Source organism: Carboxylicivirga mesophila (assembly GCF_018271975.1).
Taxonomy (GTDB): domain Bacteria; phylum Bacteroidota; class Bacteroidia; order Bacteroidales; family Marinilabiliaceae; genus Carboxylicivirga; species Carboxylicivirga mesophila.
In genome coordinates this window covers 1-6,396 of record NZ_JAGUCN010000047.1, presented here as the reverse complement: position 1 = coordinate 6,396, position 6,396 = coordinate 1, and the positions used below count along the sequence as shown (strand labels likewise).

Here is a 6,396-nt window from a genome sequence, read left to right as displayed (position 1 = left end):
ACATTGCTTATGAAATAATATGAGCACTTTATTCGTTCATTATCAATCCTTTATATAAAATCATTCCGCTTAACAATAAAGCGTATAAAGGGTAGCTTGGCGAAGGGGGATGAGTTATAGAAGTGTTTTCTATATAAGAAACAGGGGGATTGATTGACGAAGATTCTCTGTTGAGAGATACCCACGAGAAAGGTAGTCTTATACCCCTGTAACGCAGTCTTGATTTTTTGGCTTCTTTGTTATCAAGCAAAAAGAAGCAGCCCGTCCGGCTTAAGGACGCTTATTAAACATTATGTCCATCTACAACCCCACTTTAGCCTCAATCAAACAAAGTAAATACCAGCATCTGCTAAACTGAATATCTCTTTAACGTGCATTTATTCAAGCTAGTACACGCAAGCAGGTAGTTGGTTTATCCTGTAAAACAATGCGTTTATCAGTAGTAGTGTGCAGTTAAACAAATTTATTGGATTTTATGGGAGCCGGTTTATTCACAAATGGCTAAAGACAACTACTTTTATCATAAGTCTTCGAAAGTAAACCGCCGGCTGGTCATCAACCTACCAGGTTTGCACACGCGGATGGGGAGAGGAAGCCGGCGGAGCTTTTGCAAGATAGAATATTAATGATTACTTACAATGAGTATTAAGTGTAAAGTGGTGTCGAAAATCAACCCACAAAACCGAACTGAGTCGAAGTTTTACATGCAACCTATCCGCAAAGGCACCATTAGCCGTGCTAAGATAGAAGAAAGGATAGTACGTGAAACATCGCTGAGTAAAGCCGATGTGCGCTCGGCATTAACCATCTTAAGCGATATGATTGGCGACTACCTTACCGAAGGGTATAATGTGGCCCTCAACGAAATTGGTACTTTGAGCATTCGTGTTAAAAGCGAAGGTGTTGAAAACGAAGCCGACGCCACTGTTAATAACATTTCGGCTGTTAGCGTTGGATTTCGTCCGGCTGTTGAGCTCAAAGAGAAAATGACGCAAACCAAATTTGAAAAGGAATAATTAGGTTCGCAAACTGTACAAAATGGCATCCTGTTGCAGTCTATGGCTGGCAGGATGCTTTTGCTTTCAACCCTTTGGTAAAAAGCCCTTAAGGAAAGCAGTAAAAAGGTTAAGCCTTTACGCTGGAAAGGTTAAACCTTTTGCCCCAAAAGCTTAAACCTTTTAGGTGAAAAGGTTTAAGGGAAGCGACCAAAAGGTTTAACCTTTTTAGATGAAACGATTTGCATAGAGTTACTTTTTTAGCTTGTAAGATGGTAAGAGGCAGATAATCAGTGATTAGGGCACAGTGCTAACAAACGCATAAGCAACCAGCCCCATTCTCAACTTTTCAACACTCAACTCCTCAACTTTAAATTCAAAACCCGGAACTCTAAACCCACAACCCTAACCTCTGTTTTTCCCCCATTGCTCAATGCATACCAATATTCTATCAACATAATAATGTATTTCTAAGCGAAAAGGCTATTTTAGCATTTGCTAATCGGAAAACAGCTGCCCCTCACTGCCTGGTGAGTATGAGAGTCGATAACAGGGGCGGTAAATAGTAAGGATAATTTAGGGTGGCGTGCGGAAGTGCGTGATGATGTGTGGCAACTTGTTTTGATATAGGGAGCAAATGTTGGTATACAATCGTATAATTATCAAGTGTGCAATTATAACCATTACATACACGAAATATAGTATAAACGCATGGGAAACAATTACTTCATTTTTACTGAAAAGCAAAGCAAAATTGAGTTAGAGCGATTTCATATTTGCACATGGGAGTTCAAAAATAATTCTGCATTAATTGAGTTCGGTGGAGAAATCAAAAATGCGTTTGATTTAAATCAAGAAGAGATTATTTTAAAGTTTTATATTCCATGGATTTCAAATAATCACGTAATTAATGACCTTTATGACAAACTTAAGGAGTCAGAGAATAGCCGATTTATTTTTAATGATTCAGTTTCTGGTCATGTGTTTTTAGATGGAGGACAAAAAAGAAATGGTGTCATTCAAAAATTTGAGACTCGTAATCCTCTCTGTATTATCCCAATTGAATCTTCTTTAAATCACTCAGAGAAGATAGTTACGGTAAAGATTAACTTGAGGAATTTAAAAAAGTTAAATAAAATTGATGATACGAGTTTATATTTTCGCTTCTATATCGAGCCAAAAATTAATTTTCTTTCTACTAGGAAAACAGGGATTAGTAGATCAACTATTATTTATGATTTGAAATTAAATGAAAGAAGAAATCTACCGGAAGAGGCGGACATTGATTTGGAGGAGTTGAGACTGTGCCGTATTAATTCTTGTTTTGCATTTAATATTTTGCCCAATTCTTATGATTTAACTTTTTTCGATACAAGTACATTAAGGAATATTAGAACGTTGGAGTTTGATTCATTTAAAAAGTATTTGGGTGATAATCGTGTAAAGAAAGATGAATTAGTAGTTGTTTTTAATAAGAAGAAAGGACAGGATAGTTATGCTTTCTTTTCTATCTTTTCAAAAGAGCGAATTGGTCCAGGGCAGTTTGCTTTGGCGGTATTAGTAAATTTAGTCTGTGCAATATTACTGCTAATTCCTACCATTAGAGAAAAATACCATGCAAGCTTCTTTTCAAAAGAACTATGGCAAAATCTTCCTTTTGAAGTATATCTGTCAATTTTTATAGGATTATTAATTGTAGGTTATTTTACTTGGCCTAGAATTGTTTCAACTTTTATATCACTTAGAAGCACAAAAACTAAGAAATGAGAGCGTTATTAGATACAAATATTGTAATACATAGAGAAGCCAGTAGGATTTTAAATGTTGATATTGGGGTTCTGTTCAGGTGGCTTGATAAGGGTAAGTATGTTAAGTGTGTACACCCAGTAACAGTGCAGGAAATTGAAAAAAACAGTAATCAAAAAACCGTTGATACTCTTAGTATTAAGCTGGAAAGTTATGAGGTCTTAAAAACAACAACGCCTTTAAGGCCTGAAGTGATTGCTGTTTCAGACAAAATTGATGTAAATCAAAATGATAAAAATGATACAATCCTATTAAATGAAGTTTTTAGTGAAAGAGTAGAATTCTTAATTACTGAAGATAAGAAGATTCATAAGAAAGCTGAATTGCTTGGAATTGCTGATAGGGTTTTTAAGATTGACTCATTTTTAGAGAAAGTTGTATCTGAAAATCCAGATTTGGTTGATTACAAGGTCTTATCTGTGACAAAGAAATTATTTGGTGAAATAAATCTAAATGATTCCTTCTTTGATAGTTTTAAAGAGGATTATAATGGTTTTGATAAATGGTTTCTAAAAAAGTCTGATGAAACAGCATATGTTACGATTAATCGAGGTAATATATTATCATTTTTATTTCTAAAAGTTGAAGATAAGGAAGAAAACTATTCTGATTTAACTCCCGTTTTCTCCCCTAAGAAAAGGTTAAAAATAGGAACCTTTAAAGTAATAAGTAATGGTGTTCGTCTGGGTGAACGTTTTATGAAAATAATCTTTGACAATGCGATTCAATATAAGGTGGAAGAAATATATGTGACAATTTTTGAGAAGAGGGAAGAACAGAGGCGTTTAATAAATTTATTAGAGGATTGGGGATTTAAGTTGCATGGTTCAAAATCGACTGATAATGGCGATGAATTGGTTTATGTTAGAGATTTCACACCAAGGTTTATTTCAGATAATCCAAAATTATCATTCCCATATATATCAAAGAGTTCTAATATCTTTATGATCCCAATTTATCCGGATTATCATACAGAACTTTTACCTGATTCTATCTTAACAACAGAATCCCCATATGAATTTGTCGAGAATCAACCGCATCGAAATGCAATTAGTAAGGTATATATTTCTAGGTCTATTGAGAGAAATATTAACAAAGGGGATATAATAGTATTTTATAGGACTGCCGCAAAAGATAGGTCGGCATATTATAGTAGTGTAATTACGACCATTGCGATCGCAGAAGGAAAAATCACCGATATTATAGATGAGAATGATTTCATCTTAAAATGTCGGAAGCGGAGTATTTTTTCTGATATTGAATTAAAAAAATACTGGAATTGGAATCCAAGATATAGACCGTTTATTATAAATTTTTTGTATACTCACTCCTTTCCAACAGGAAAAAGAATTAACAGGCAAAGACTCTTGGAATTAGGTGTCATTGCAGGAACAAAAGATGAGTTGAGGGGTCTCAAACGAATATCTAGGGAACAATTTGAGTTAATATTGCAAGAAACAGAAACAAATGAGAGTATTATTATCGATTAAACCAGAATTTGCGGAGAAAATATTTGAGGGAACTAAAAAATTTGAATTCAGACGTTCTGTTTTTAAGAACAAAAATGTGAAAACAGTTGTGGTATATGCTTCTTCTCCAGTTCAAAGAGTTATTGGTGAATTTGAGATAGATTCAATATTGAATGATGACTTGCAGCGATTATGGAGCATAACAAAGGATTTCTCAGGCATTACAGAGAATTTCTTTTTTGATTATTTTCGTAATAAAGAGAAAGGATATGCTATTAAAATAAAGAAGACAAAAAAATATAAGAAATCATTATGCATAAAAGAAGACTTCAATGCATCTCCTCCTCAATCCTTTATGTATATTAATGACCGTGCTGTTTAATATATTGACTTTAAAAGAGCATGTATGGGTTAAGAATAGCCCACCCACAACGTATCTATGAAAATAAACCCCAACCTTAAAAAGTACATTGGCGAAGGACTGCTCATTGTTTTTAGTGTGCTCTTTGCCCTGTTTATTAATCAGTCGTTTGACGACTACCGCACGCATCAAAAGAAAACCATTGCACAGGAAAGCATCCTTAAGGAGCTGCGCGCTAACCAGGCCATACTGGCCAACTGGCAGGTGAAGCATACTGCCATTAAGCAGCGTCTCACCAGCGTTATTGAGGGCCAGGCCGACAGCCTGAAAAGCGAGCTGCAGCAATACGATTACCTTAACCTGGGGGTGCTCACCAACAATGAAGTGCTGATAGATGCCTTTCTGACCAATACCGCCTGGGAATCGGCCAGGGCCACCGGCATTATCACCGAGTTTGATTTTGAAACCATCCAGCAGCTTACCCTGGTATACGATTTACAGGCCATTATACTCGATCGCACCACCATCCAGCTATTAGATTACCTGTTCGCTGCCGAGTCCAACGACATTACCAAACTAGACCGCACCCTGGTGCAGCTGCAATTGCGGCTACGTGAGTTAACCGGTCAGGAAATAAGCTTGTCGGGGCTGTATAAAGAGGCCATAGAGGTGCTGGAGAAGTAGGTCACAATTGTCAGCACAAAAAGGCGAACAGCAAGCTATTCGCCTTTTCAGTTGTACGGTTAATTAATCTGACAAGTGTCTGTCAGGCATTATTCATAGGTACCTCGTCTTCCTCCTCTTCCTTGCTTTCTTCAAAGCCGGCTTTAATAAAGGCTTCGGCCAGCACCAGGTCAAAGGGGGTGGTAATCTTTATGTTTTCGCGGTTGCCGGCCACCAGGTGAATGGTTCTGCCATAGGCTTCCACCACCGAGGCGTCGTCGGTAAATAGGGGCGTATAAGGTTGATTATAGGCCGGAAGCAGACAGTCGGTATGAAACACTTGTGGCGTTTGCACCAGCTTAATGGTTGAGCGATCGAGGGCCTTGCTGCAGTCCTCTTCAATCTGCCGGATGGACTCAAAGGCATCCAGCACCGGTATGGCATTGCCCAAGGCCTTGGCATGGTGGTAGCAGCGTTTCAGGGTATCGGGCGACACAAATGGCCGTACCCCATCGTGTATACCCACCAGGGCCGGCTCTTTCACCAGTTGCAAGCCGTTCTTCACACTCTCGAAGCGTGTAGCACCCCCAGGTGTGATGGCATGCGCCACGCTGAACCTGTGCTTTTGACACAAGTCTTGCCAATAAACAATCTGGTCCTCGGGCAGTACCAGTATTAGTTGTAGCGAAGCATCGAAATTGTGAAAGGTGTTAATGGTGTGCATTAAAACCGGCAGACCGTTAATCTCAAGAAACTGTTTGGGAATGGCGCTTCCCATACGTGTGCCGCTGCCACCGGCAACAATAATAGCATAGTTTGTCATTCGTCCATGGGGTCAAAGTTTTTAATTTTCTCCCTGCGTCAAATTTAATGTGCCTTTGTTAATAACACAAGGGTTTTTTATGGCTTTGATTGAATTAGCTTGTGTTGAGGTTACTGTTGGGTGGCGTGTCTGATGAGGTGTCAATCCCCCGGCTACCTTCTTACCATGAATCTGAACAACTCATCCCCCTTCACCAAGCTACCCTTTACCATTATTATTGTTTAATATACTCATGGCTAGTCTATAACCCTCGTATTTTAATTTAAATCTATCCAGTCC

6 protein-coding genes are annotated in these 6,396 nt (G+C 37.9%); 5 read left to right on the top strand and 1 reads right to left on the bottom strand.

What is annotated here, in order from left to right:
* Positions 1-638: 638 nt before the first annotated feature.
* The 5 genes from KEM09_RS21570 (at position 639) to KEM09_RS21550 (ending at position 5,315) form a co-directional block, all read left to right on the top strand.
* Positions 639-1,016 carry an HU family DNA-binding protein gene (locus KEM09_RS21570; RefSeq protein ID WP_244825160.1) on the top strand — a complete coding sequence of 126 codons (378 nt, stop codon included), beginning with the start codon at positions 639-641 and terminating at the stop codon, positions 1,014-1,016.
* 690 nt (positions 1,017-1,706) lie between these two features.
* The gene (locus KEM09_RS21565; RefSeq protein ID WP_212231972.1) at positions 1,707-2,762 is read left to right on the top strand and encodes a hypothetical protein; all 1,056 of its coding nucleotides are present in this window, start codon (positions 1,707-1,709) and stop codon (positions 2,760-2,762) included.
* Positions 2,759-4,291, top strand: coding sequence for a PIN domain-containing protein (locus tag KEM09_RS21560; protein WP_212231970.1), 1,533 nt, complete (start codon positions 2,759-2,761; stop codon positions 4,289-4,291). Before KEM09_RS21565 ends, KEM09_RS21560 begins: the two co-directional genes overlap by 4 nt.
* Entirely contained in the window at positions 4,269-4,652 is a 384-nt protein-coding gene (locus tag KEM09_RS21555) for an ASCH domain-containing protein (protein ID WP_212231968.1), read from the top strand. Before KEM09_RS21560 ends, KEM09_RS21555 begins: the two co-directional genes overlap by 23 nt.
* 57 nt (positions 4,653-4,709) lie before the next feature.
* On the top strand, positions 4,710-5,315 hold the full coding sequence (locus KEM09_RS21550) for a hypothetical protein (RefSeq protein WP_212231966.1): 606 nt from the start codon (positions 4,710-4,712) through the stop codon (positions 5,313-5,315).
* 82 nt (positions 5,316-5,397) lie between these two features.
* Here KEM09_RS21550 and KEM09_RS21545 read toward each other — a convergent pair whose 3' ends face one another.
* On the bottom strand, positions 5,398-6,117 hold the full coding sequence (locus KEM09_RS21545) for a 2-C-methyl-D-erythritol 4-phosphate cytidylyltransferase (RefSeq protein WP_212231964.1): 720 nt from the start codon (positions 6,115-6,117) through the stop codon (positions 5,398-5,400).
* Between the last annotated feature and the right edge of the window lie 279 nt (positions 6,118-6,396).